24 protein-coding genes and 3 pseudogenes are annotated in these 22,310 nt (G+C 55.7%); 16 read left to right on the top strand and 11 right to left on the bottom strand.

Annotation, left to right across the window (positions count from 1 at the left end):
- Positions 1-147 precede the first annotated feature (147 nt).
- Entirely contained in the window at positions 148-1,032 is an 885-nt protein-coding gene (locus AC2FNV_RS19005; RefSeq protein ID WP_170608918.1) for an HAD-IIA family hydrolase, read from the top strand.
- Positions 1,033-1,540: 508 nt separating this feature from the next.
- Here the strand turns inward: AC2FNV_RS19005 and AC2FNV_RS19000 are convergent.
- The 7 genes from AC2FNV_RS19000 to AC2FNV_RS18970 all read right to left on the bottom strand — a co-directional run bounded on the left by AC2FNV_RS19000 (position 1,541) and on the right by AC2FNV_RS18970 (position 7,922).
- Entirely contained in the window at positions 1,541-2,656 is a 1,116-nt protein-coding gene (locus AC2FNV_RS19000) for an NADH:flavin oxidoreductase/NADH oxidase (protein ID WP_496774143.1), read from the bottom strand.
- A gap of 50 nt (positions 2,657-2,706) precedes the next feature.
- Positions 2,707-3,612: an HAD-IIA family hydrolase gene (locus AC2FNV_RS18995; protein ID WP_496774141.1), complete on the bottom strand. Its 906-nt coding sequence runs from the start codon at positions 3,610-3,612 to the stop codon at positions 2,707-2,709.
- A complete protein-coding gene (gene phnE / locus AC2FNV_RS18990) occupies positions 3,609-4,424 on the bottom strand; it encodes a phosphonate ABC transporter, permease protein PhnE (protein WP_170608914.1) in 816 nt (271 codons plus the stop codon). Before phnE (AC2FNV_RS18990) ends, AC2FNV_RS18995 begins: the two co-directional genes overlap by 4 nt.
- A complete protein-coding gene (phnE, locus tag AC2FNV_RS18985; protein WP_170608912.1) occupies positions 4,424-5,239 on the bottom strand; it encodes a phosphonate ABC transporter, permease protein PhnE in 816 nt (271 codons plus the stop codon). The genes phnE (AC2FNV_RS18990) and phnE (AC2FNV_RS18985) overlap by 1 nt, the downstream gene beginning before the upstream one ends.
- Positions 5,236-6,033 (bottom strand): phosphonate ABC transporter ATP-binding protein, encoded by a 798-nt coding sequence (gene phnC, locus AC2FNV_RS18980; RefSeq protein ID WP_170608910.1) that lies wholly within the window; start codon positions 6,031-6,033, stop codon positions 5,236-5,238. The genes phnE (AC2FNV_RS18985) and phnC overlap by 4 nt, the downstream gene beginning before the upstream one ends.
- Positions 6,034-6,094: 61 nt before the next feature.
- Positions 6,095-7,069: a phosphate/phosphite/phosphonate ABC transporter substrate-binding protein gene (phnD, locus tag AC2FNV_RS18975; RefSeq protein WP_170608908.1), complete on the bottom strand. Its 975-nt coding sequence runs from the start codon at positions 7,067-7,069 to the stop codon at positions 6,095-6,097.
- 55 nt (positions 7,070-7,124) lie between these two features.
- Entirely contained in the window at positions 7,125-7,922 is a 798-nt protein-coding gene (locus tag AC2FNV_RS18970; protein WP_170608906.1) for a DeoR/GlpR family DNA-binding transcription regulator, read from the bottom strand.
- A gap of 142 nt (positions 7,923-8,064) precedes the next feature.
- Between AC2FNV_RS18970 and AC2FNV_RS18965 the strand changes: the two genes are divergently transcribed.
- The 5 genes and pseudogenes from AC2FNV_RS18965 to terL all read left to right on the top strand — a co-directional run bounded on the left by AC2FNV_RS18965 (position 8,065) and on the right by terL (position 11,970).
- On the top strand, positions 8,065-9,756 hold the full coding sequence (locus AC2FNV_RS18965) for a Na/Pi cotransporter family protein (RefSeq protein WP_254444671.1): 1,692 nt from the start codon (positions 8,065-8,067) through the stop codon (positions 9,754-9,756).
- Complete coding sequence (locus tag AC2FNV_RS18960; protein ID WP_170608904.1) at positions 9,753-10,199, top strand: NUDIX hydrolase; 447 nt, start codon at positions 9,753-9,755, stop codon at positions 10,197-10,199. The genes AC2FNV_RS18965 and AC2FNV_RS18960 overlap by 4 nt, the downstream gene beginning before the upstream one ends.
- 61 nt (positions 10,200-10,260) lie before the next feature.
- Positions 10,261-10,485, top strand: a pseudogene (locus AC2FNV_RS18955) (IS6 family transposase); the annotation flags it as partial.
- A gap of 57 nt (positions 10,486-10,542) precedes the next feature.
- The gene (locus AC2FNV_RS18950) at positions 10,543-11,250 is read left to right on the top strand and encodes an IS6 family transposase (protein ID WP_496774137.1); all 708 of its coding nucleotides are present in this window, start codon (positions 10,543-10,545) and stop codon (positions 11,248-11,250) included.
- A gap of 153 nt (positions 11,251-11,403) precedes the next feature.
- The gene (terL, locus tag AC2FNV_RS18945) at positions 11,404-11,970 is read left to right on the top strand and encodes a phage terminase large subunit (protein WP_170609053.1); all 567 of its coding nucleotides are present in this window, start codon (positions 11,404-11,406) and stop codon (positions 11,968-11,970) included.
- A 129-nt stretch (positions 11,971-12,099) separates the two neighbouring features.
- Here the strand turns inward: terL and AC2FNV_RS18940 are convergent, their stop codons facing one another.
- Positions 12,100-12,651, bottom strand: coding sequence for an adenylate/guanylate cyclase domain-containing protein (locus AC2FNV_RS18940; RefSeq protein WP_170609051.1), 552 nt, complete (start codon positions 12,649-12,651; stop codon positions 12,100-12,102).
- Positions 12,652-12,811: 160 nt separating this feature from the next.
- Here AC2FNV_RS18940 and AC2FNV_RS18935 point away from each other — a divergent pair, with 160 nt between their 5' ends.
- Both AC2FNV_RS18935 and AC2FNV_RS18930 read left to right on the top strand, forming a co-directional pair.
- Entirely contained in the window at positions 12,812-13,114 is a 303-nt protein-coding gene (locus tag AC2FNV_RS18935) for a c-type cytochrome (RefSeq protein WP_170609049.1), read from the top strand.
- Positions 13,115-13,152: 38 nt separating this feature from the next.
- Entirely contained in the window at positions 13,153-13,347 is a 195-nt protein-coding gene (locus tag AC2FNV_RS18930; RefSeq protein WP_496774135.1) for a hypothetical protein, read from the top strand.
- Positions 13,348-13,455: 108 nt separating this feature from the next.
- Here AC2FNV_RS18930 and AC2FNV_RS18925 read toward each other — a convergent pair whose 3' ends face one another.
- Positions 13,456-13,884, bottom strand: a complete 429-nt coding sequence (locus AC2FNV_RS18925) for a c-type cytochrome (RefSeq protein ID WP_496774133.1) — start codon at positions 13,882-13,884, stop codon at positions 13,456-13,458.
- Positions 13,885-14,113: 229 nt separating this feature from the next.
- Between AC2FNV_RS18925 and AC2FNV_RS18920 the strand changes: the two genes are divergently transcribed.
- Positions 14,114-14,662, top strand: a complete 549-nt coding sequence (locus tag AC2FNV_RS18920; RefSeq protein WP_170611219.1) for a DUF6512 family protein — start codon at positions 14,114-14,116, stop codon at positions 14,660-14,662.
- Positions 14,663-14,796: 134 nt separating this feature from the next.
- Here AC2FNV_RS18920 and AC2FNV_RS18915 read toward each other — a convergent pair whose 3' ends face one another.
- Together AC2FNV_RS18915 and AC2FNV_RS18910 are read right to left on the bottom strand one after the other, a co-directional pair.
- Positions 14,797-15,012, bottom strand: coding sequence for a hypothetical protein (locus AC2FNV_RS18915; protein WP_170609041.1), 216 nt, complete (start codon positions 15,010-15,012; stop codon positions 14,797-14,799).
- A 36-nt stretch (positions 15,013-15,048) separates the two neighbouring features.
- A complete protein-coding gene (locus AC2FNV_RS18910) occupies positions 15,049-15,981 on the bottom strand; it encodes a hypothetical protein (RefSeq protein ID WP_496774131.1) in 933 nt (310 codons plus the stop codon).
- 296 nt (positions 15,982-16,277) lie between these two features.
- On the opposite strand from AC2FNV_RS18910, the gene AC2FNV_RS18905 reads away from it, so the two are divergent.
- The 7 genes and pseudogenes from AC2FNV_RS18905 to AC2FNV_RS18875 all read left to right on the top strand — a co-directional run.
- Positions 16,278-16,556 carry a hypothetical protein gene (locus tag AC2FNV_RS18905; RefSeq protein ID WP_170609035.1) on the top strand — a complete coding sequence of 93 codons (279 nt, stop codon included), beginning with the start codon at positions 16,278-16,280 and terminating at the stop codon, positions 16,554-16,556.
- A 59-nt stretch (positions 16,557-16,615) separates the two neighbouring features.
- Positions 16,616-16,768: pseudogene (locus AC2FNV_RS18900) on the top strand (IS6 family transposase); the annotation flags it as partial.
- A gap of 76 nt (positions 16,769-16,844) precedes the next feature.
- On the top strand, positions 16,845-18,584 hold the full coding sequence (gene acsA / locus AC2FNV_RS18895; RefSeq protein ID WP_170609033.1) for an acetate--CoA ligase: 1,740 nt from the start codon (positions 16,845-16,847) through the stop codon (positions 18,582-18,584).
- The gene (gene pdhA / locus AC2FNV_RS18890) at positions 18,581-20,575 is read left to right on the top strand and encodes a pyruvate dehydrogenase (acetyl-transferring) E1 component subunit alpha (RefSeq protein ID WP_170609031.1); all 1,995 of its coding nucleotides are present in this window, start codon (positions 18,581-18,583) and stop codon (positions 20,573-20,575) included. Before acsA ends, pdhA begins: the two co-directional genes overlap by 4 nt.
- A gap of 1 nt (position 20,576) precedes the next feature.
- Complete coding sequence (locus tag AC2FNV_RS18885; RefSeq protein WP_170609029.1) at positions 20,577-21,743, top strand: dihydrolipoamide acetyltransferase family protein; 1,167 nt, start codon at positions 20,577-20,579, stop codon at positions 21,741-21,743.
- Entirely contained in the window at positions 21,740-21,988 is a 249-nt protein-coding gene (locus tag AC2FNV_RS18880) for an acyl carrier protein (protein ID WP_170609027.1), read from the top strand. Before AC2FNV_RS18885 ends, AC2FNV_RS18880 begins: the two co-directional genes overlap by 4 nt.
- A gap of 211 nt (positions 21,989-22,199) precedes the next feature.
- Positions 22,200-22,310, top strand: a pseudogene (locus AC2FNV_RS18875) (IS6 family transposase); the annotation flags it as partial.

The following is a 22,310-nucleotide window of genomic DNA, read 5'->3' as shown; positions in this document are numbered from 1 at the left end:
GCAACAAAAAAATCCAGTCTCAACTCGTATATTAGAGCAATTTATGTCGTTTTGTTGTTTTCGCTTTCATTTTTGTTTGCTCTCGTTACCATGGGTTCAGTAACGCGCACGACGCGTGCCGCTTTCTAAAGGGACCGCGCTGAACACATGGATGATGTAAACAGCATCTTCGAAAGGTATCAGTCGGTTCGCCACCGTCTTCCGGTTGCCAACTTCGCCGCTGATACCAAATTGGTGAATTCGCTGCTGGACGTAGTGGGCGATGTAGATGCTTTCGTTTTTGACGCCTTCGGTGTTTTGAATGTCGGTGAAACTCCTATACCCGGAGCAGCGGAAAGGCTGGACCAGCTTCGAGATAATGGGCACGCAATCCGCATCCTTTCAAATGCGGCAAGCTACAATCATGATTGCGCGACCGAAAAATTCCGCAAATTGGGCATGCGTGTTGAACCAGAGGAAATTATTACCAGTCGCGATGCAACGCTGCGTGGGCTGGATGACATACTCTGGGGGTGCATTGCCGCGTCGAGCGATGACTTGTCGGACATTTCGGCCGACACGTTGCGCCTCAACGGTGACCGGTCGGAATATGACCAGGTCGAGGGCATTCTGTTTCTTTCGACTGAAAATTGGACTTCCGAGCGTCAGGGCATCCTAACTGAGAGCCTCTTGGCCAATCCGCGGCCCGTTGTAATCGCCAACGCGGATATCGCGGCCCCACGCGATCATGGCTTCTCGCTTGAACCTGGCCACTTTGGCCACATGCTGATCGACAAGGGTCTAACGAATATCAGTTTCTTTGGAAAACCCTTCCCCGAAGTCTTTGAGATGGTCAAAGAAAGCCTAGTTGGCGTTGCGCCAGGCCGGATAGCCATGTGCGGCGACACTCTGCATACGGATATTCTCGGGGCCGCTGCGCAGGGGTGGCGTACCGTGCTTGTCGAGCGGGATGGGATGTTCTGCGGTGTTAACGTAAGCGACTTCTGCACCCGGTCGGCGCTTGTCCCAACATGGCGGCTTTCGCGCATCTGATTTCTCCAAGTTGCCACCCGGATACGGGGCACATGTCTATCTTGGTCGCAATTAGCAAGTGTCGTCTCCAAACGGCAGCAAGGTGGCGCTAACAAGACTGTCGAATGGATGCGAGCTAGGTCCGCCACGCCCGCGGGAATCGTATCCAGGCATAATGCAGCGGAAGATTGGTTTGGATTGAGCCCAAGAAACTGGCGCGCAATGTCCGCATCGGTGATCAAAGCTGCGACGCAGCAGGAGCGCCGCTGCACGTAAGGGCGGATGCTGCGTCAGCAATAGCTGCAAATGCACAAGTCCGGATGTCCGCAAAGCAGACCTGGAACTCTACTTTCGGCAATGACCGAGAAGCGGGACATGTGCTGCGCCTTCGACGGAAACTTGCAACTCACGTGAGACGAGGCCTTTTCGTTCAAAAACCTAATAGCCTGTTCTTGTGTTTCAAATATGTTAGGCGCAGATCCAAAAAGACTTGCCAAACCTCCATCCGGGCAACCCGTGGAGAAGCACTCTATCTCTGACCAATCTTGTGGTTCTTGAAAAGTGCCTTGTACTCGCGCGGTTGCGAGCGCCAGTACTGGTGCGGGGCATTGATCTCGGCCCCCAATTCGGCCGCGGCGTGCCATGGCCAACGCGGGTTGTAGAGCATTCCACGAGCGAGGGCGACGGCATCGGCGTCACCCTTTTCTAGGATTGCTTCCGCATTTGCCGGCTCGGTGATTAGTCCGACTGCAATAGTCGGCAGCCCCACTTCCTTTTTCACTCTCGCGGCGAGGGAAACTTGATAGCCACGGGACAGTGGGATTTCCTGTTTCGACGACACACCTCCGGACGACACGTGAATGGCTGCACAGCCTTGATCCTTTAGGGCATTGCCGAGCGCAACGGTGTCCTCGATATCCCATCCGCCCGAGACCCAATCGGTCCCGGAAACACGCACCCAGACGGGCATACCTTCCGGCACGGCGGACTTGACAGCATTGAAGACTTCCAAGGGAAAACGCATTCGATTTTCCAGACCCCCGCCGTAGGCATCCGATCTTTGGTTTGCGATGGGCGACAGGAACTGATGCAGCAGATAGCCATGCGCCATATGCACTTCGATGCCACGAAAGCCGAGCGCCGCGGATCGCCGGGCAGCCGATGCGAAATCCTTCTTGATCTTGGCCAGCCCCGCGCCGTCGAGGGCAACGGGCGCGTCCTCTTCTAGCGCATGAGGTAACGCGGACGGTGCAACCGCCTTCCAGCCAGACGGCTGGTCCGGCAGGATCTGTGCCCCTCCCGCCCAGGGAACCTGGCTGGAGGCTTTGCGCCCCGCATGCGCAAGCTGGATGACCATTGGAGAGACGGAATATCGAGTTACCGCGTCGATCACACGTTTCAATGCGGCTTCATTCTCCTCCGAGTAGAGGCCAAGATCATCCGGTGTAATCCGCCCTTCAGGGGAGACAGCCGTCGCCTCTATAACGAACAACCCAGCGCCCGCCAGAGCAAGATTGCCCATATGGATCAGGTGCCAGTCCTGCGCGTTTCCATCGACGGCGGAGTACTGACACATCGGTGCAATGACGATCCGATTTTCAAGCTCCAGCGACCCAAGCTTCCACGACGAGAAGAGATGACTCATTCTAACTTTCCTTGTTCATGTTGGGTCATGTCAGGCCGCGGCCCAAGCAATCACGGACGGTCCACCACGAAATCCGGTTGGATGCCCGTCCGCTCAATGGCCTGATCCGCGTTCCCACCGGCAAACAAGCCAAAACCGGGAATGAGAGCCGACGCAATACCATAGGCACGCGCGCCGAGGATATCCGTGTGCAGACTGTCACCAACCATGACAACGCGCGAGCGGTCGACATCGCCCAAAAGCTCGAAGACCAAGTCAAAGATATTGGCGAAAGGTTTGCCATAAAACTGAGGCTCTATATCGGCGATATCCGCAAGCCTGTGCGCGATATGGCCCGGCTCGACTGAGAAGCCGGTTTCACGCGGTGCAACGATATCCGGGTTTGCCACAAAGACCGGCTTGCTCTGCCGTTGCACCGCATTTTCCAACAGGTTCTGCCGTTCATCCGTCCAGTCCCCGGTTCCTATCAGCAGGACGGAGTCGCACGCCTCGTAAGGCTCCGGATCGTCTTCCAACAACCGTGTTTGCGGGAGCCCAAGGTCACTCAAGTCCGCAGCGGCCGGCGCAACCGCACCCCAAAGCCGTTCCCGGTTGCCATTCATCATGGACGAAAGCGTTTCGCGGCTTGTGACGATGTCCTCCCGGGCAAACAGAAACCCGAGCGATCGGTACTTTTTCAAAAGGTCTGCACTGTCCAAGCTGGTAGCATTCGAGACCACGAGCACGCGTTTGCCCCCGCTCTGCAACTCGGCAACGCTCTTAGGCGCGCTGGGTATCACGCTCTCGCCCACGTTCAGGACACCGAAGGCATCGAGCAAAAAAACATCAAACCGATCAGCGATGACAGAGAGCGACACCACACGTTCAGTAGCACCCTGTTTGGGAGTTGTCGTTGGCAGTCGATGCCGTGAGGCTTCATATGCGTCGAGCGCCTGATCCGCAGTGATCGACATCATATGATCGCACCCCGCACCTTGGCAGATACCCATTCGCTGACAACGACGGCAACAAGGATCACGATCAGGATAAGGCTGACCTGTGGCCAGGCGAGGACGTTCAGCGACGAGGAAAGCTGCAGACCAATGCCCCCGGCTCCGACTAGCCCAAGAACCGTACTCTCGCGGATGTTGATGTCCCAGCGGAAGACGGCGATGCCAGCAAAGGCAGGCAGGATCTGCGGAACGATGCCATAGGCCATGACTTGCCAGCGGCTCGCGCCTGTTGCCGTGATGGCCTCCACTTGGGTATGGTCAATTTCCTCGATCGCTTCGTAAAGAAGCTTGGCGCAAAAACCGATGGACCGGATCGCAATTGCAATCACCCCGGCAAAGACGCCGGGGCCGATGATCGCGATGAGCAGAAGCGCCCAGATCAGGGAGTTGATCGAGCGGGTCGAGACAATGATCAGCAGCGCAATCGGCCGGACGAACAGCGCCGACGGCGTGGTGTTGCGCGCCGCAAGAAACGCAACGGGTATCGCGAGACAGAGCGCGATCAGGGTGCCAAGCGTGGCGATATTGAGAGTATCCCAGATCGGGCGCCCGAGTTGCGCAATGTATGCCCACCGCGGCGGCGTCGCGCGGGTCCAGATGTCATTGGCGATGCGCGGGGCATCCCAGACGAAGAACCACGTCGTCGCGTCCGAGATACGCTGCCAGCACACCACGAATATCGCGACGCCGATCAGCCAGCCGAACCAGCGGACAAGGCTCTCCCCCGTTGTGCGTCGCCGCCAGACTTGTGCGTCTTCGCGCTCCAATACCGGCATTACTGGACCCTCGCGCGAATGATGCCCGAGAGGTATTCGAGCGCCATCACGATCCCGATGATCAACAGAAGGATCGCGGCGGCGGTGTCATACTCATATCGGTCAAAGGCCGTGTTCAACGTCGCTCCGATCCCACCTGCGCCAACCAGGCCAAGGATCGCACTTTCCCGAAAGTTAATGTCGATCCTGTACATCGACAGGCCAACAAGGCGGGGCATGACCTGAGGTTGCACGCCGTAATTGATCCACTGCATCCAGCGCGCGCCACTGGCCTTGATGGCTTCAGCCTGCACCTTGTCCATCGACTCGATATCTTCGGCCAGCAGTTTTGACAGAAAGCCGATCGTCGCGAAGGAAAGCGTCAGGAAACCAGCTAGCGGGCCGAACCCGAAGATCGCGACGAGCAGAATCGCGACGATAATCTCTTGCAGCGCGCGGCTAATCGCAACGATCCCACGGCAGATCATATAGACGGGTAAAGGAGCGATGTTGCGCGCTGCCCCGAGGCCGATGGGAATCGAGATCAGGATGCCCACGACGGATGCAGCGACGGTCATCACGATGCTTTCCAGCAGTCCTTCCCAGATATCTCCCCACCGCGAGGTGAAGTCGGGACTGGTGAAGGCCAGTATGAACGCCCAGCCACGATCGAGGCCCTCATAGACACGGCCCCAGTCGACCTCGATCGTCATGAAGGCGGCGATCAGATAGGCAATGAACCCAAAGATCAGCACCCAGCGCAGCCAAGTGCGTTTGACGAAGTGCGGCTTCCGCCAGCCCTTGCCGAGCATGTCATCCAGTTCGCGATGACTCATTCCGCCGCCTCGATGTCTTCGTCGTCTTCATCCACCTTCTCGATGGTCGCTTCCCAGTCTTCTTCACCGTAGATCTCGGTCAGCTTGTCGGGCGTCAAACCGTTTGGGCCGCCGTCATAAACAATCTCACCGAAGCGCAGGCCAACCACACGGGGCACGAACATCTGTGCCAAAGCGACGTCGTGAATATTGATGATCGCGGCCAGTCCGCGCTCTTGGCAAAGCTCGGTAATCAGACGCATGATCTGTCGACTGGTCTTCGGATCGAGCGATGCCGTCGGCTCGTCCACCAACAGAAGCTTCGGGTTCTGGATCAGCGCCCGGCAGATGCCGACCCGCTGACGCTGGCCACCCGAAAGCTCATCGGCACGTTTGTCCGCCATATGCAAAAGACCGACGCGGTCGAGCAAGCGAAATGCTTCGTCCACATCCGCCTGCGGGTAGCGGCGGAGGAAAGAGCGCCAGAAGCCTACATAACCAAGCCGCCCTGACAGCACATTTTCCATGACCGTCAATCGTTCGACCAACGCGTATTCCTGAAATATCATTCCCATCTCACGCCGCGCTTTGCGCAGCGCGCCGGAGCCGAGTTTGGTCAAGTCCTCATCGTCCAGCATGACGGAGCCGCTTGTTGGTTCCACCAGTCGGTTGATGCAGCGGATCATTGTGGACTTGCCTGCGCCGGATGGACCAATCAGCGCTAGTACCTGTCCCTTGGTCACGTCGAGATCAATCGCCTTAAGCGCCTGATCCCCTGTTTTGTATGTCTTTGTTAGTTTCTGAAGGCGCAGCATGAAAAATCCCGGCAATGGGCTGTTGGCGGGCCAAGTCAGGCCCACCATATGCGTGGTGATATCACTCGCAGGCGTAGGATACGCCGTTGGCCGCGTCGATCTTGCGGATCACATCCCAGTATTCCTGATAGGTGATCGGGATGAACTGGCCCTCGTTCGACTTCGAGAACTCTTCTTCCAGCGATGTGCCTTCCCACTCGAAGTTGAAGAACGCATTGCGGATCTTTTCCTGCAACTCGGGCTTGAGGTTGTGAGCCGTGCCGTAACCCGTCGTCGGGAAGGTTTGCGATTTGTAGATCGTGATGACGTCTTCTTCCTTGATGACGTCCCTGCTGATCATGCGGAATTTCACCGAGTTCGCGATCGATGCAGCCATGTAGTCCTTATTGGCCACGCCCAGAATCGAGTTGTCGTGCTTGCCCGAGAAAACCGGTTCGAAATCCCGCTCGGGGATCATGTCATAGTCCGCCTTCAGGATCGCTGACGGCGCCTTGAAGCCCGAGTTCGAGGTGGGTGAGGTAAAGGCCAATTGTTTGCCTTTGATGTCCTCGACTTTCTCTATGCCGGAACCGGGATGGGTGATGATCTCCATCTCGTAGCCGAAGCTGCCGTCCGTCGATGCCATGATGGCGAATGACCTGAAGCCCGCGCAATTCACTGCTAGCGGGTTTGATCCGGTATTGAAGCCTGCAATGTGCAAGCGACCCGAGCGCATGGCCTCGATCTGCGCGGCGTTGTTCTGAACCGGGAAAAAGACGACGTCCTTTCCTGTTTCCGCTTCCAGATGCTCAAGGAAATCCGACCACGCAGATTTATAGACGGCTGGGTCTTCCACTGGTGTGAACGCAAAGATCAGCGTGTCCGGATCAATCTGCTCGGATTCATCGGTTGGGATGTCCGCGATCAGGTCACCGTCGACGTCGCAGAAGCGCTCATCCAGGTCCCCCCGAGGGCAGTCTTGTGCAGAAGCAGCACTGCCCAGCGACAACATGGCGATGGCGGACGCGCCAAGCAGAAGTTTGATGTTCAGTTTCATTCTATCCTCCCAGATATTCAGACTTCGTTTTCTGATTAGAGTGCTTCTTTGTTTCTCAGCCGGCCACCACGGTTTCGACAGATGCCGCTTCCAGCGCGCTCATCAAAACGCCCTGTGGTCGTTTGTCGACCACAATCGAGTTCAAGTCAGCCAGGTCACTGACATGAGCCAACCCCTTTCGACCAAACTTTTGGGAATCGATCAGAAGGTGCCGGTGTGCTGCACGGTTCAGCATCATCCTTTTCACCGCAGCAAAACCACGTACCGATTCCGAGGGGCCCTCTTCGGAAAAGCCCGATGAACCGATCATGCAGCGATCCACATTGAAGCGTGCAAGAAACTCAAGCGTTTCAGTGCCAACAACCGCGGATTCAGTCGCGAGGTATTCGCCCGGGCAGATCAGGACTTCTGCGGTTCCATGCCCAAGTGTCATGGCCACAGGAATGGAATTCGTGATGACCGTGCACGGCGTACCAAGATAGGCGAGCGCACGCGCCATCTGGATCGTGGTCGACCCGGAATCGATCATCACCGTCTCGCCTTCACCAACGAGTTCAGCCGCGCGCCGCCCAATTCGTTCACGCTCTTCGATCCGGGCGCTCTCCCGTTCATCGAGGCTGGGGTAATGTCCCTGCGTCGCGGCTGAGACCCCACCATGGGCACGGGCAATCAAACCTTCATCCGACAGCGCATCAACATCCCGCCGCACTGTTTCGGTCGAGACATGGAAGCGCGCAGCCAGGTCACTGATACGGACATGTGGACGCAACTTGAGTTCAAGCAAAATCTGCCGCCGCCGCTCCCCTTTCTTGAAGCGCCCTTTGGCCTTTTCCTTGATTTGCGACTTGGCCATCCGACCGTCCCCGGCTCTCCCCTCGGCGCAGAGTGTGGTCTTTCAGGCGATATTTCAACATTTTTGTTGCATAAACCACGTTTGGGTGTGAGATTTCAGAAAACACTCGGGAAATTCGGGATTTGCACAACGACGTGCTGCATTGCTCGACACCAAACGCGTCAGCGGCCCCATGATTTTGCTGGCCACGCATATTGCCGCCGCTGTGGCGTTGTTGCTCTGGTCCGTGCGCTTGATCAGGACAGGCGTCGAACGTGCTTTCATGCCGGAACTGAAGCGGCGCCTGAAGGCTCTTTCGGGAAGCCACCTCTCCGCAGCGTCAGGCGGAATGCTCGCGACGATGGTGATGCAAAGTGCGACGGCCGTCGCTCTAATTGGAGCCGGCTTTGTAGTGTCCGGCATGTTGGCCACACCCGCAGCCCTTGCATTGATCCTTGGAGCCGATCTCGGCTCGGCATTGATCGCGCAGGTGCTTTTCCTGCCCGTGCAGCATGCCATCCCGTTTGTCTTGTTGGCCGGTGTCGTGACGTTCTTCAAAGCGCGCACTCGTAAAACCAAGCAGGTCGGCCGCATACTCATCGGGTTTTCGCTTGTTTTACTTTCGCTGGACCTGATCCGGCAAGCCACGGCACCCGTCGCGGGAAACGAGATCGTGCAAGCGATCGCTACTTATTTCCATAGCGACCTGGTCAGTGCGTTCGTTCTAGCCGCCGTTTTGGCCTGGGTCATGCACTCCAGCCTCGCTGCCGTGTTGACCTTTGCCACCTTCGCCAGCGCAGGACTAATCACCGCGCCGGTCGCCGCCGCGTTGGTGATCGGGGCCAACCTTGGTGGGGCTTTCATTCCATTTGTGATTTTGTCAGGGTCCGACAGGCCCGCGCGCATTGTTGCCCTCGGCAATCTTCTGGCACGTGGCAGCGTCACGCTCGCCTTCCTCGCTGCCCTGCTTGTGGGTTTCCCTCAGCCGGCCCTCTCCACTATCGCCGCTGGTCAGCAGGCGATTATCCTGCACATCGTCCTGAATTTAAGCGTACTGATTGTGGCGCTCCCCGTTGTTGGAGCGCTAGTCCGTTTGGGCGAGCGGGTTATACCAGAACGGATGGAAGCCGCAGGTACATCGGTCACCGCTCTGGATGAAGGCGCCTTGGATCACACGCCGCTGCCACTGGCCTGCGCACAGCGGGAACTGCTGAGGATGGCAGAGATGGTTCAAGCTGCGCTGCTGCCGGTCATGGATCTGTTCCGGACATGGAGCCCCGAAACCGCGCGCATGATCGAGATACGTGAAGACAAGATCGATCGCATGCACTTCGAGATCAAAATCTACATTTCACAGTTGCGAGAGCGAGCCCTGTCCGAGGTGGATGAAAAGAAAACTCTCGAAATCGTCGCGACGGCCAACAGTCTCGAAGAGGCCGCCGATCGCATCGCCGTCAACCTCATCGCACTGGCAGAAAAGATGCGCGACGGCGCTCTTGCTTTCTCGGACGAAGGGACGCGCGATCTCGAGTATTTCCACGATCAGGTCGTCACCAACGGCCAGCTTGCGCTTCAGGTTTTGACAACCGGCGATGCCGAGGCCGCCCGGCACCTTGTGGCAGAAAAGGATCGTATCCGGGTAGAAGAACAACACCTTCAGGAGCGCCATCTCAAACGCCTGCAACACGGTGGCACGGCGAGTATTGAAACAACAAACATTCATCAGGAGGTGTTACGTCTATTGAAACAGGTGAATGCGGCCCTGAGCTACGTCGCCTATCCGATTGCCGAGGAAACCGGAGATTTGCTGGGCAGTCGTCTTGCACAGCACAATCAAGCTGGAGGCATGGCATGAGTCCGAAAAAAACCACGGCCGAACAGACTGCGGCGCTGCCTGTCCATTGGGACAATAACGGCAAGCTGCGGGTTCTGATGGTCACGTCCCGTGATCGCGGGCGCTGGGTGATGCCAAAAGGGTGGACAATGGATGGCAAGAAGCCCTGGCAGGCAGCAAAGATTGAAGCGCTTGAGGAAGCCGGTGCCGTTGGGTTCGTTTCAGACGAGCAGATTGGCACGTATCATTACGAGAAGCGGTTCGAAAACGGGCGCTCAGTCTGGTGCCGTGTGACGGTCTACCCCATGATTGTCGAAAAACTGAAGCGCCGGTGGAAAGAGAGCAACGAGCGTAAAAGACACTGGTTCTCGCTCGCCAAGGCTGCAAAGGTGGTGGACGAACCTGAGCTAACCGATTTGCTCCGGGCATTGGCGAAGGACCCGGAGAAGCTGACGGAATTGTAGGATTGGTCTTGTCAGAAGAACTTCGCTTGAGCGGGGCAGGGCGGTTGCGTAGCTTTTGCCCATGACCAAACCTGCCTCTTTCAAGTACTTCAAAACCAGTCCCGAGATCATCCGCCTGGCCGTGATGCTTTATGTACGATTTCCGCTTTCGCTTCGAAATGTCGAAGACTTACTTCACGAACGCGGGATCGATGTCAGCCATGAAATTGTCCGCTACTGGTGGAATAGGTTCGGTCCGATGTTTGCTTCTGAGATCCGAAGAAAGCGTGGTCAGCAGCTGCGCGCGGGTCTTGTCAGAAGAACTTTGCTTGAGCAGGGCAGGGCGGTTGCGTAGCGTTTAGGAATGACCAAACCTGCCTCCTTCAAGTACTTCAAAACCAGTCCCGAGATCATCCGTCTTGCGGTGATGCTGTATATTCGGTTTCCGCTTTCACTTCGAAATGTTGAAGACCTACTGCATGAACGTGGGATCGATGTCAGCCACGAAACTGTCCGCTACTGGTGGAACAGGTTCGGCCCAATGTTTGCTTCTGAGATTAGACGCAAACGGGTCCAGCAACTTCGTGCATTCTCGAAATGCAAGTGGCACGTCGACGAGGTTTTCGTGAAGGTAAATGGCAAGCGGCACTATCTTTGGCGGGCTGTCGATTATGAAGGCGAAGTGCTGGAAGCGGTTGTCACGAAGCGCCGAAATAAGGCTGCAGCACTGAAATTCGTTAGGAAATTGATGAAACGGCACGGCAAAGCTGAAGAAGTCGTCACAGATCGCTTCGCGTCCTACAAAGCAGCGCTCAGAGAATTGGGTGCGCTGGACAAACAAACGACGGGCAGGTGGCTGAACAACCGCGTTGAGAACTCACACCTGCCACTCCGACGAAGAGAGCGCGCTATGCAACGTTTCCGGCGTATGCGAAGTTTGCAGAAATTCGCCGCCGTCCATTCCTCTGTCTATAACCATTTCAACCAGGAAAGATCTCTCACCAGCCGAGACACCTTCAAGCTGACGCGCACCGCTGCTCTTGCCGAGTGGCGCGAACTTGGCGCGGGATAAAGGACAGCGTCACTGGCCTACCAGAGACGAGTTCGAATTCGTCTGACAGCACCCATTGATCTTGAGGAACTCGACGCGCTTCGCCTTGAGATTGGTGACGCAAAGTTCGAGGCGCAGTACCAGCAGTCCCCCGTGCCGACGGGCGGGAATATCGTGAAGCCAGAATGGTTCGGAGTCATCCCAGATGACCTGCGACCGAACGACTATGAAGCAATTGTTCAGAGTTGGGACACGGCGTCGGTTCCTGGGGAATCCAATGACTACTCTGTCTGCACAACGTGGGGGCTGATTGGCAACTACATCGATTTGTTGGACGTTCATCGTCAGCAATACCTGCAACCGGACCTTTTGAGTGCAGCGACAAAGCTTCGCAAGAAATGGAGGCCAAATCTGCTCATTGTCGAAACGGTTGGTGCAGGTCGCGGTGTGTACGACCATCTGCGCCGTCAGGCCAGGGAAGGTGTAAGGTCACATAATCCAAAACTCGCTAAAGATGAGCGGATGTCCATTCAGTCTCCAAAGATCGAACGGGGGCAGGTCAGGTTGCCAGCATCTGCACCATGTAAAGAAGCCTTTCTGGCCGAAGTCGCTGCCTTCCCTAATGGCAAACACGATGATCAGGTCGATAGCATGTCGCAGGCATTGCTCTCTCTTGATTATACCTTACACGAGTTGCGTCATTGTTCCCGCTACAAAGGGAAATTGGGCAGAGTTCTGTAACACCGGCAAACCTCATTGTGTGACTTGAAAAGCGACCAAGCTATGACTGCTATCCACCCCTAAGCAGTCATCTGACAGAAAGACTCAGATGACGGCTACGAGCCCAAAGCGGACCATCACTTCAGAAGGTCAAGACCGCCAATTCATGGCATGCAAAATGCTCGCACCTTGTTGACCCGGCAATTCAAATTCGCCCAAAAGTTCAAACTTCAGGTTTGGATCATCACCAACCAATGCACGCGTCACGTCAGACACAAGAACCTCGCCTCGACCCGCAACAGCCGCGATACGAGCGGCAATATTGACAACCGAGCCAAAGAAATCCTCATGGGACTGCACTACATCGCCAGTGTGAACTCCAATTCTGACGGCGAGCCGGGGCTCGGCAATTTCGTTCGCCAGATCACGCTGAATTTTACCTGCTGCCGACATTGCAGATCGAGCTGACGCAAAAGACGACATCGTACCATCGCCAAGTGTTTTGACGAATTGGCCTCCATTCGCTTCAATGACCCGTCTTACTGCCGCAAAATGAGCATTGATCTTCGCAGACCACGCACGGTCCCCTAGTGTTTTTGCGATGACAGAAGATGCCACAACATCCGTAAACATGACGGAAGCAAGTCCCTCGGTTTGGCCTAACGACATGCTCTCACGCGCGGCCTCGGCCAGTTGAGACATTGACGTCTGCTCCATCCCCATGATGACTTGATTGGGCGTTGGCACAGATGCTGTACGTGCGGTTCATCGCAAAGGTGGTAGCCCGCCGCTAGGTCATTGATGTGAATCAATGGGGAATAGCCGACCTTAAGGCATTGTTGCATTTGGAGGAGGAGAGAACATGAAACGTGCTGCGATAATCCTAACCCTTGTACTGGCCAGCCCAATATTAGCTGAAGGAACAGCAGAGGAGGGCGGTGAGATCGCCCGAGAATACTGTGTGCGCTGCCACGATGTGAGCAGAGATGGTGCCATGAAAGAACACCCTCCGGCCTTCGCCGCTATCGCCAAGTTTCGCTCTGAAGAGCAAATCCGGTCCCGAATTTGGTTTCCGTCAATCCACAGCGGAATGCCGAATTTCGGAATCTACCTGAACTCAGGGTCGGTGGACGCATTGACTGCCTACATAACGTCTTTGGAGTAAAAGTACCAACAAACCAAGGTATTTCAGGCGACGGTCTTGTGAGTGGGACTTTGTTTGCTCTGGTGCAGGGGCCTTTTCGCCTGCGCGGTTATGGCTATGGCCTGCGCGAAAGCGAAGGGAGTTGGGTGGTAACCACTCTTCTCGAAAACGCCGAGCTGTTCGAAATCGATAAAGCCGCTGTCGATGCGCCAATGACCGGCAAAGCTGATCCCAATGGCATAGTCTTAAAGTAAATTTCTACGGGTAATTCAGTTTCTAAAGGCAAAGTGGGTTTTCTGGAAGGTACCAATCGACAGACACAGCGAATTGTCAAATTGAGAATTTAGTTACAATCCATTCGTCTACTGTTGGATGCTTTCGAGGTAAAACAGCAACCCCGCCAGTTCGCGTGGCGTTGGTGTCAAGATACCTTCAATTTCGACGGGGACGAGAGCTTCTGCCATTTCTCCGCCAAATTGAGGCATAACGCGAGATAGGTGGCTGTTCTCTGGGTCGCCGTAGATATAGCTTAGTGCGCGGGCTTGAGGAAAAGTGCCTCCGTTTTTCGCGCTTAACATTGTCAAATCTGTGGGCGCAACGGAAAGATTTTCGGCTGCAGGTCCGCCCCCTGTACCATCCACGCCATGACAAGAATTACAGTTTTTCGAAAAAAAAGCGGCCCCGTCAGTACGAGTAGGCATAACATCAGCATTTTGATACAAATTGGTACAGGACGCCATTGCCAGAGGAATAAGACCCACTGTTAATATTGTCCATCTATTGCCGTACATGCTGGACCCCACTTTTGGTTCCAGCCTACGGTCAATTTTTTGGCTTAGCAATCACATCAACTGCGGTGAACCGTCCGCAAGGATCAACTTTATTAAGCGCTAAAAAAGATTTGGGATTGGCCACCCAAACTGGCAGTGAAAACTGCTTGAGTACCTGAACTATCATTTAGGCCACTTCACTTTGACCATCCAAGAATATTGCGCGACGATCTGGATTGGGGGGTCAAACATGTTGGAAAACTCGTTTCGACTAGTCTGGCTCGAAGCAGTTGGCACCGTCTTTATGATCCTGTTCGGGTTTGGGCTTCACTTTGCGTTTGCTTTGCTTGCTAGTTGGACGCCAGTGGCTCTTGTAGCAGCAGTAAACGAGTCAATTTGGGAGCATTTGAAACTAGCCTTTTGGCCCGGATTGTTTTGGGCATATCTGATGCCGCTGCTACCCCAAGTTTCGAGGCGGGACATTTTAAGTTCAAAAGGAGTGAGCCTCGCTACTACTGCTGTTTTTATTGTGACAGCCTTCTCGGCTTACACTGCAGTTTTGGGATACAACCTTTTAGCGGTTGATATTGGTATATTTGTCGCCGCAGTATGCGTCGGTCAGTCGGTTTCAATTCTGTTGCTAGTTTACAAAAATGAAACTTACAAGTTGATCCACGTTTTCGGTCTGGTTCTCTTGGGCCTTCAAGTCGCGGCATATAGCACGTTCACCTTTTCCCCTCCTGATCATTGGCTTTTTATTGAAGCGCAGTCCGGTGTAAGAGGCATCCCTACTCGTTAGCTGGCTGGTCGCTGAAAATGTCTGCTTTGACAGCCGATCTTTGACCTGGCCTAATTCTTCACGTGTTTGGCGTTGGTGCAAGCTGATGTTGAGTCTACAGTAGCGTCTCGAAAAATTGGACTAGTTGCCTGGCTTTACCCGAGCAACTCAGGCCTGAGCATCAATACAGCACCTAGCACTAGAAGCAATATACCGCCGAACAGGTGGGATATTCGTGAAAATCGTCCAGTCGCCGTCACTGCCCGCAGAGAGATCATCGCAAACAAAAAAATCAATGCATCATCCAGAAGAAACACCAAGATGTAGACTGCTAGGTAGGAATAATGGGCAATTGGCGACAGATCGTGCATCGCAAGAATCTGCGTGAAAACCGCTGGCACGCCAGCCTAGCAGATCAATTCAATCAGGTTTACACTTACCGCCAGCACTGCGATGGAAAGCGAAGCTAACAAGAGGCTCGGTTCTTCAACGATCCCCCGGAAGGAAGCCGCTACCGACTGTTTTCGATCGACCTTGGTGACCTTGCAAACCCCTTCCGGGTTTGTCCAGTACTCGCGCAAGTAAAATAGACCTGCTGCAAGAGCCACAACACCAACGGACAGTCGAAGCCAAGTCACCACGCCAATCCAGAGCACCACGTTTAACCAAGTCGCAAGCAGGGCGAAATACATCAGCCCCGTAGTGCCCAAGAACACAAAACCCAATGTCCACATACGTGCGGTGTCCTTTATGCCTAAAAGTAGTCCTATCAGAAGTGCCAGAACCCACATTGCGCAGGGGTTGAAACCGTCTAAGGCACCCAGCGCCAAGGTGAGAACTGGGAGTGACAGATCGGACAGCGACACTTTGCCAAAAAGTGGTAAATACAAGGTTCCTGCATCTGTTGCCCACTCCGTCGCTGCGCCAACCGTGTGGCCAGTCTCATTTGCGGCTTTCAGGCTTCCGATCAAGTCGAAACAATGACTCGCACGGCATGTTTCGATCATGTCAAGATAAACCGCTTCACTTCGCCCAGCGGCAAAGCCTGTTTGGTGCTGCGAACCTACCACTACCAATGGCACAGCTGGGTTTTCGATCCCAAGCTCGATCACAGTTTTGCGAAATAGATCGTCATCTTCGTCTGAGGTGCTGAGTTCGATCCGCTTCAGGCTAAGTTGGGAGTCGGTAACCGTCATTTCTTTGATCGCTTCTGTTGCTCGGCTGCAGTACGGGCACCCCTCTTGCCAGAATATATACACAGTCACCTCTTGCGCAGCTGCTCCAAACCCCAGAAGCGAGAACCAAAGCAAGACAAGCCATCCGCCAATGCGCCGAGCCATTGTATTTGAAAATCTACCCAGCAGACCGAGCTCCCTAATGACGGCAAGCAATATGCATCGGCCTCCGGATGGGGTCATTGATCTGGCGCAAGAGCGATATCAGCAGACATTTTTAGTGTGGTTCAGCGGTGGCTTTCTTGGATCAGAAATCATTAGTCAAAAAGTCCATGAGGGGTCCGCATCGGTCGCCCAGCTTGTTGTTATATACAATCCAGCTTGACCAGCGACGTTTGAGCCAAATCAATGTGCTGCGTCGATCGGATTGTTAATGTTCTTTCATTGGGAGGCAAAGAACCATGATTTCGGTTGAAGATATCGAAGACATGTCCGCGCTCACGAGGGCAGAGATCGACGCGCTCGCTGAACACGAGCATTTCACCACATACGACGCCGCGCTAATGGGGAATTACCTTATGCAAATTCACCACGGGCCGCAAAAAGTACATGAAATGATCTGCGACGATATTCGCGCTGCAATGCATGCTGACGATATTCAACATGCGAGGGCTCTCTTCACCGTTTTGCGAGGTTTTCTGACTGAGAACCCTCAGGCCGCGCGGGGCGCGAGCAATTAAAGGGTTTTGTCAGAATAACTTGGCTTGAGCGGGGCAGGGCGGTTGCATAGCCTTCGGACATGGCCAAACCTGCCTCCTTAAAGTACTTCAAAACTAGCCCTGAGATCATCCGCCTTGCGGTGATTCTGTACATCCGATTTCCGCTCTCGCTTCGAAATGTCGAAGATCTGCTGCACGAGCGCGGGATCGATGTCAGCCATGAAACCGTCCGCTATATTGCGCGCTTTGATTTGAGTCATTGCTTTCCCCCAGACCTCCCCACCAGACTATCTGCGGGAGGATGTAGCAATGAGCATCATCGGGAAATCACCCGAAGAGCGCGCCGCTGCGTGTTGGCAACCAACCTCGGATGCCCTAGAGCAGCCGACAAACGACCTTGGCCGCAGACTTCTCACAGGTTTGCCAGATGGCTCGATCAACATCGGGTTTGAAGCTGTCGATCGCCATGTAGCGCAGGGGCATGGAAACCATACTGCCCTGATCTGGCTATCCAAGGACGGAGCGCAGCAAACGCTCAGCTATGGAGATCTCGCAGCCATGTCGTCGCGGTTTGCAAATCTGCTCTATGACCACGGACAACAAAAAGGGGACCGCGTCTTTGTCGCGATGGGGCGGCGGCCTGAGCTTTATGCTGCGGCCCTTGGCACTTTAAAGGCCGGGATGGTCTTTACGCCACTCTTTGCCGCCTTTGGGCCAGAACCCCTGAGAACCAGAATGGAAATCGGCGATGCCAATGTTCTGGTCACGACTAAATCACTCTACAAACGCAAAATCGCATCGTGGCGTCAGGAAATGACGTCGCTGCGTTTGGTCCTCATCGTTGGCGACGAAGCTCCTGATGATTGCGTCGCTCTGGCCCCGGCATTGCAAGAGGCCTCGACAGAATTTCTGGCTGCCCACACACAGACGGAAGACCCGGCATTGATTCACTTCACCTCGGGTACCACCGGGAGGCCAAAAGGTGCGGTTCACGTGCATGGCGCAGTTCAGCACCACGCGCTCTCGGGTCGATACGCGCTCGAACTGCAGCCCGGCGTGACCTACTGGTGCACCGCTGACCCGGGCTGGGTCACCGGAACGACCTACGGGATTATCTCACCACTGGTGAACCGCGTGATGATGATCGTGGACGAGGCAGAATTCAATCTCGAACGCTGGTATGGGATCGTTGAAAGGGAACGCGTTGAGGTCTGGTATTCAGCCCCAACAGCCATCCGCATGATGATGCGCGCTGGCAGTGAGGCCGCACGAGGGTACGACTTCAGTGCTCTGCAGTTTCTTGCAAGCGTCGGTGAGCCTCTGAACGCCGAAGCCGTGGTCTGGTCCAACGAGGTATTCGGTCGACCGTTCCACGACAATTGGTGGCAGACAGAAACCGGGGGCATCATGATTGCCAATACTAGAGCGCATGACATCAAGCCTGGATCGATGGGCAAACCCCTGCCTGGCGTTGTTGCTGGCATTGTGGAACCAGACAACGGGGGCTTGCGGGAATTACCGGATGGCGAGATAGGAGAGCTTGCTCTGCGACCGGGCTGGCCCTCGATGATGCGGGACTATCTTCACGAACAGGCGCGGTACGAAAAATGCTTCAATGATGGTTGGTACTTGTCAGGCGATCTCGCGATGCGGGACAGTGATGGGTATTTCTGGTTCGTCGGTCGAGCCGATGACCTAATCAAAACGTCGGGCCATCTGGTCGGCCCCTTCGAGGTTGAAAGTGCGCTGATTGAGCATGAAGCCGTCGCCGAGGCCGCTGTGATTGGTATTCCAGACGAGACAGCGGGCGAAATCGTCAAAGCCTTCGTGACCCTGAATTCCGGCCAAACCGCGGATGAGGAGCTAGAGCGCGACATTCGCGGCCTTGCCCGCAAACGGCTTGGAGCGGCTGTGGCCCCCCGCGAGATCGTTTTCCGAAATGCCCTTCCCAAGACCCGCTCTGGCAAGATCATGCGCCGCCTTTTGAAGGCGCGCGAACTTGGTCTGCCAGAAGGTGACATCTCTACATTGGAGACGGACGAGAAATGACCACAAGCAAACCAAGACTGGACCGCGACCATGTGAAACGCTTGCTGAGTGACATGATCCGTATCCGACGTTTCGAAGACAAATGTGCGGAGCTATACACTCAGGAAAAAATTCGCGGCTTCCTGCACCTCTATGATGGAGAGGAAGCGATTGCCGCTGGGATTATCCCGCTCTTGTCGGACAAAGATCGCGTCGTCGCCACGTACCGAGAACACGGACATGCGCTGATGCGCGGCGTCTCAATGTCCTCGGTCATGGCCGAAATGTATGGCAAGGCCGAAGGCTGCTCGGGCGGACGCGGAGGTTCGATGCACCTGTTTGACGCCGCCACGAACTTCTATGGCGGCAATGCCATTGTCGGTGGCGGTCTCCCCTTGGCTGCGGGGCTGGCTCTAGCCGAACGGATGCGCGGCGACACGGGCGTGACGGCCTGCTTCTTTGGCGAAGGCGCCGTGGCCGAGGGCGAGTTCCACGAGACTCTTAACCTCGCGGTACTGTGGCGGCTACCTGTTCTTTTTGTTTGCGAAAACAATGGCTACGCAATGGGAACGGCCCTGGCGCGCTCCGAGTCTGAGACCGATGTCAGCCGCAAGGCCGCCGCTTATGGGATCGAGGCGCATGTGGTCGATGGCATGGACATTGTCGCAGTCGAAGTGGCCGCAACACAGGCGCTGCAGGAAATCCGCGAAACGGGAAAGCCAGTCTTTCTTGAATGCAGCACTTACCGTTTCCGGGCGCATTCGATGTTTGATGCCCAACTTTACCGACCAAAGGACGAAGTTGAGGAATGGCGTAAAAAGGGGCCAATTCTGCGCTTCCAGTCATGGCTCTTAGAAAATAGGCTGATCCACGAAGAAGACATCCGGGAGTTCGAAAAGCAAGCCGATGCCGAAATCGACGAAGCCGTCGCCTTTTCCGAGGCCGGAACCTGGGAGCCTGTGTCGTCGTTAACTAAGGACGTAATGGCGCCATCCGCAACAACTGTTGAGGCCTCTTCCCCTACCGGTGAGCTGGTCGAGACGACCTATCGCGAAGCCGTTAGGGCCGCGATTTCCGACGCCATGACTCGCGATCCCCGTGTCTTCCTCATGGGCGAGGACGTCGGTGCATATGGCGGATGCTATGCCGTCTCCAAAGGTCTGATGGACAAATTCGGCGCGGACAGGTTGCGTGACACGCCGCTTTCCGAGTCAGGCTTCACCGGGGCTGGGATCGGCGCTGCATGTGCCGGGATGCGCCCCATCGTTGAACTGATGACCGTCAACTTCAGCCTTTTGGCACTCGACCAGATTTTGAACACTGCAGCCACCCTCCGGCACATGTCCGGAGGGCAGTTCGGCGTACCGGTGGTCATCCGTATGGCGACCGGGGCGGGCAAGCAACTCGCGGCCCAGCATTCCCATAGCCTTGAAGGTTGGTACGCTCATATTCCGGGACTTAAGGTCCTCGCGCCTGCGACGCTGGAAGATGCGCGCGGCATGCTTTGGACCGCTCTGCAGGATCCCGATCCAGTCCTGATCTTCGAAAACGTTATGCTCTACAATCTGAGCGGTCAAATCGACTCGGGCGCAGGCCCTGTCGACATTTCCCGCGCAGCTATTCGCAGGCCGGGCAAAGACCTGACGCTGATTACCTATGGCGGGTCGCTCCACAAGACATTAGAGGCGGCAAATTCGCTTGCCTCAGAAGGGATTGGCGCTGAAGTCATCGACCTGCGCTCGCTACGTCCGCTTGACGACGAAACAATCATGGGATCGGTTGCCCGGACGCGCCGCGCCGTCATTGTTGACGAAGGATGGCGCAGCGGCTCGCTGGCAGCTGAAATCTCGGCCCGGATCACCGAACAGGTCTTTTGGACGCTCGATGCCCCAGTTGGAAGGGTGTGTTCGGAAGAAGTTCCGATCCCTTACCCGAAACATCTGGAAGACGCCTCGATACCGCAGGTTCCGGCGATTGTCGCGGCGGCCAAAAGTGTGATGGGGCAAAGCTGACATGAGTATCTTTCGGATGCCCTCGCTCGGTGCGGACATGGAGGCCGGTACGTTGGTCGAGTGGTTGATTCAGCCAGGGGACGAGGTGCACCGGGGGGATGTCGTCGCCGTGGTAGAGACACAGAAAGGCGCCATAGAAATCGAGAGCTTTGAAGCCGGGGGCGTCTCAGAATTACTGGCGCAAGTCGGTCAAACCGTTCCCGTGGGAGAGCCGCTAGCCCGTATAGGAGAGGACGCGCCGGAAGTGCCAGCGGTTTTGCCAGACCCGGCCGACACTGCGCCTCCAGACATTCCATCGCTTGGCCCTGATGTGCAAAAGGTCTCGGCCACGCCGCCCAGACCGACGGCAGTTGTGGCAGCCAGCCCGGCGGCCCGCGTTGCAGCACGACATGCTGGCCTGAAGCTGTCTGAACTCCGAGGCAGCGGCCCGGATGGGGCAGTTGTTTTGGCCGATGTCGAGATCTTCGCGAAAAACGCGGCCAGTTCCAAACAAGCCACGGACGGCCTATCCGAAATGCGCAAGGCGGTTGCCGCAGCGATGACGCGCGCAAAACAGGAAATTCCACATTTCTACGTCTCGCACACGATCGAAACTCAGGGCCTGTCTGAATGGCTGGCCGCACGCAACAAGGACCGGCCCCCGGCAGAACGGATATTGCTCGGCGCGGCCATCGCGAAGGCCGCCGCCCTCGCAGCGCAGGCCGTCAAATCGCTGAACGGTCATATTGTGAATGGAGAATTTGTCCCCTCTAGCGAGATCAATACAGGAGTCGCCATCGCACTCCGTGGCGGCGGGCTGGTCGCCCCAGCGCTCTTCAACGCAGACCGTATGTCCCTTGAGGAGGTCATGGAAGGGATGCGTGATCTGGTGACCCGTGCTCGTTCTGGACGATTGCGTAGTTCAGAACTGACCAGCGGAACGCTCACTATTTCCAGCCTTGGTGAGAGTGGTGCCGACAGCATGACGGGAGTGATTTTCCCTCCTCAGGTCGCCCTCTTGGCGGTCGGTGCTCCACAAATCCGCCCTTGGGTGGATGGGGAGAAAGTTGCCCCCCGTGAGGTCACGAACTTTGTGCTCTCTGCAGACCACCGCGTTTGCGACGGCAGGCAGGCCTCAAAATTCCTTACAGTGTTGGCCGATAAGCTTTCGAGACCGGAGGAACTATGAACGACAGTGAGATTAGACAGGCTTTTCTGGAGGAAATCCACAAAATCGCACCGGACATAGAACCGGCGGATGTGTCTGATGATGACCATCTGCAAGATGATCTGGAACTCGACTCGATGGATATTCTGAACCTTGTGACGGCCCTGCACGCGCGCTTAGGCGTGTCGATACCTGAGACCGACTATGCCCAGATCGAAACGCTGACCAAGGCGCTTAAGTACTTCGCTTCTAGACACGGGCCATGATTCAAAAAGCCAATTACGTTGAAGCAAAGCGGCAATCGTCGACACGGCAAATTCTGATGTGGGCTGCGTATTCACTTCTCTCTGAATTTAGTGCTTTTCAAAGGTAAATGTCGAGGCAATGAGCGATGTGATTATTCCTCCCACGTAGCGAAGGGGTCTTGTCAGAAGAACTTGGCTTGAGCGGGGCAGGGCGGTTGCGTAGGTTTTGCCCATGACCAAACCTGCCTCTTTCAAGTACTTCAAAACCAGTCCCGAGATCATCCGCCTGGCGGTGATGCTTTATGTCCGATTTCCGCTTTCGCTTCGAAATGTCGAAGATCTG

The organism is Ruegeria sp. BHSA163 (genome assembly GCF_059613365.1).
Note: the sequence above shows the minus strand (reverse complement) of the source record. Positions and strands in the feature narration are given on the sequence as shown.

Excerpts from the sequence above, each read along its gene's own strand:
- AC2FNV_RS19005 (WP_170608918.1), top strand. The coding sequence starts at position 148 with ATGGATGATGTAAACAGCATCTTCGAAAGGTATCAGTCGGTTCGCCAC.
- AC2FNV_RS19000 (WP_496774143.1), bottom strand. The coding sequence starts at position 2,656 with ATGAGTCATCTCTTCTCGTCGTGGAAGCTTGGGTCGCTGGAGCTTGAA.
- AC2FNV_RS18995 (WP_496774141.1), bottom strand. The coding sequence starts at position 3,612 with ATGATGTCGATCACTGCGGATCAGGCGCTCGACGCATATGAAGCCTCA.
- phnE (WP_170608914.1), bottom strand. The coding sequence starts at position 4,424 with ATGCCGGTATTGGAGCGCGAAGACGCACAAGTCTGGCGGCGACGCACA.
- phnE (WP_170608912.1), bottom strand. The coding sequence starts at position 5,239 with ATGAGTCATCGCGAACTGGATGACATGCTCGGCAAGGGCTGGCGGAAG.
- phnC (WP_170608910.1), bottom strand. The coding sequence starts at position 6,033 with ATGCTGCGCCTTCAGAAACTAACAAAGACATACAAAACAGGGGATCAG.
- phnD (WP_170608908.1), bottom strand. The coding sequence starts at position 7,069 with ATGAAACTGAACATCAAACTTCTGCTTGGCGCGTCCGCCATCGCCATG.
- AC2FNV_RS18970 (WP_170608906.1), bottom strand. The coding sequence starts at position 7,922 with ATGGCCAAGTCGCAAATCAAGGAAAAGGCCAAAGGGCGCTTCAAGAAA.
- AC2FNV_RS18960 (WP_170608904.1), top strand. The coding sequence starts at position 9,753 with ATGAGTCCGAAAAAAACCACGGCCGAACAGACTGCGGCGCTGCCTGTC.
- AC2FNV_RS18950 (WP_496774137.1), top strand. The coding sequence starts at position 10,543 with ATGACCAAACCTGCCTCCTTCAAGTACTTCAAAACCAGTCCCGAGATC.
- AC2FNV_RS18940 (WP_170609051.1), bottom strand. The coding sequence starts at position 12,651 with ATGTCTCAACTGGCCGAGGCCGCGCGTGAGAGCATGTCGTTAGGCCAA.
- AC2FNV_RS18935 (WP_170609049.1), top strand. The coding sequence starts at position 12,812 with ATGAAACGTGCTGCGATAATCCTAACCCTTGTACTGGCCAGCCCAATA.
- AC2FNV_RS18925 (WP_496774133.1), bottom strand. The coding sequence starts at position 13,884 with ATGTACGGCAATAGATGGACAATATTAACAGTGGGTCTTATTCCTCTG.
- AC2FNV_RS18920 (WP_170611219.1), top strand. The coding sequence starts at position 14,114 with ATGTTGGAAAACTCGTTTCGACTAGTCTGGCTCGAAGCAGTTGGCACC.
- AC2FNV_RS18915 (WP_170609041.1), bottom strand. The coding sequence starts at position 15,012 with ATGCACGATCTGTCGCCAATTGCCCATTATTCCTACCTAGCAGTCTAC.
- AC2FNV_RS18910 (WP_496774131.1), bottom strand. The coding sequence starts at position 15,981 with ATGGCTCGGCGCATTGGCGGATGGCTTGTCTTGCTTTGGTTCTCGCTT.
- AC2FNV_RS18905 (WP_170609035.1), top strand. The coding sequence starts at position 16,278 with ATGATTTCGGTTGAAGATATCGAAGACATGTCCGCGCTCACGAGGGCA.
- acsA (WP_170609033.1), top strand. The coding sequence starts at position 16,845 with ATGAGCATCATCGGGAAATCACCCGAAGAGCGCGCCGCTGCGTGTTGG.
- pdhA (WP_170609031.1), top strand. The coding sequence starts at position 18,581 with ATGACCACAAGCAAACCAAGACTGGACCGCGACCATGTGAAACGCTTG.
- AC2FNV_RS18885 (WP_170609029.1), top strand. The coding sequence starts at position 20,577 with ATGAGTATCTTTCGGATGCCCTCGCTCGGTGCGGACATGGAGGCCGGT.
- AC2FNV_RS18880 (WP_170609027.1), top strand. The coding sequence starts at position 21,740 with ATGAACGACAGTGAGATTAGACAGGCTTTTCTGGAGGAAATCCACAAA.